At 67.0% G+C, this 1,294-nt stretch carries 1 protein-coding gene; it reads right to left on the bottom strand.

The features are described 5' to 3' along the window. The coding region (locus tag ACWDNU_RS46075; protein WP_449673476.1) for an amino acid permease at window positions 1-1,294 on the bottom strand (1,294 nt) is incomplete at both ends.

Below are 1,294 nucleotides of genomic sequence, written 5' to 3'. Positions count from 1 at the left end.
GCCTCCGGCGCCGGGGCCGGACGGACCCAGAGCCGGTAGGCCACCCACAGCAGGACCAGCCAGACCGCGCCGACGACCAGCGCCACCCGGCTGTCGGCGTCGAAGGCGATCACCGCGATCACGAACACCAGGAAACCGATGGTGATCAGCTGGCCGTAGGGCCACAGCGGGACCGGGAACTTCAGCGCGGCGACCTCGGCGGCCGACATCCGCTGCCGCGAGCGGTACTGCGAGAACAGGATCATCAACCAGACGAAGATGGTCGCGAAGGTGGCGATCGAGGCGATCACCAGGAACACCTTGTCCGGGATCAGGTAGTTGAGCAGCACGCCGACCAGCAGGGTGACGGTCATGATGACCACCGTCATCCACGGCACGCCGTTGCGCGAGACCCGCCGCATGACCGCGGGCGCCTGACCGCGCTGGGCCATGCCGTACATCATCCGGCCCGCGCCGAAGATGTCGCTGTTGATGGCCGAGAGGGCCGCGGTGATCACCACGACGTTCAGCACGGCGGCCGCGGGGCCGAGGCCCAGGCTCTGGAAGATCTGCACGAACGGGCTGCCCTCGTCGCCGATGGTCTGCCACGGATTGATCGCCATGATCACCGCGAGGGTGAGGACGTAGAACAGGATGATCCGGACCGGCACCGTGTTGATCGCGCGCGGGATGGTGCGCTGCGGGTCCTCGGCCTCGCCCGCGGTGATGCCGATGATCTCGGTACCGCCGAAGGCGAACATGACGATCGCGAAGCAGGCGACGAAGCCGCCGAAGCCGGTCGGGAAGAAGCCGCCGTCGGCCCACAGGTTCTGCACGCCGCCGCTGGTGTCGTGGATGCCGAAGCCGAAGATCAGGATGGCGATGCCGCCGGCGATCATGGCCACGATGGCGACGATCTTGACCAGGCTGAACCAGAACTCGACCTCGCCGAACACCTTCACGCTGAGCAGGTTGATCGCGCCGATGAAGAAGATGATCGACAGCACCCAGATCCACCGGGGCACGTCGGGGAACCAGAAGCCCATGTAGACACCGAACGCGGTGACGTCGGCCAGACAGACGATGAGCATCTCGAAGGTGTAGGTCCAGCCGGTCACGAAGCCGGCCAGCGGGCCGAGGTGCTTGCTGGCGTACTCGCCGAACGAACCGGAGACCGGGTTGCTCACCGCCATCTCGCCGAGGGCGCGCAGCACGATGTAGATCGCGGCGCCGCCGATCAGGTAGGCGAGCAGATCAGCGGAACCTGGCAGCAGTCGTTCGACTTCCAGCCGGCGGGCTACGAACGCCGCTGGCG

The organism is Amycolatopsis sp. NPDC003676 (assembly GCF_053587275.1).
Note: the sequence above shows the minus strand (reverse complement) of the source record. Positions and strands in the feature narration are given on the sequence as shown.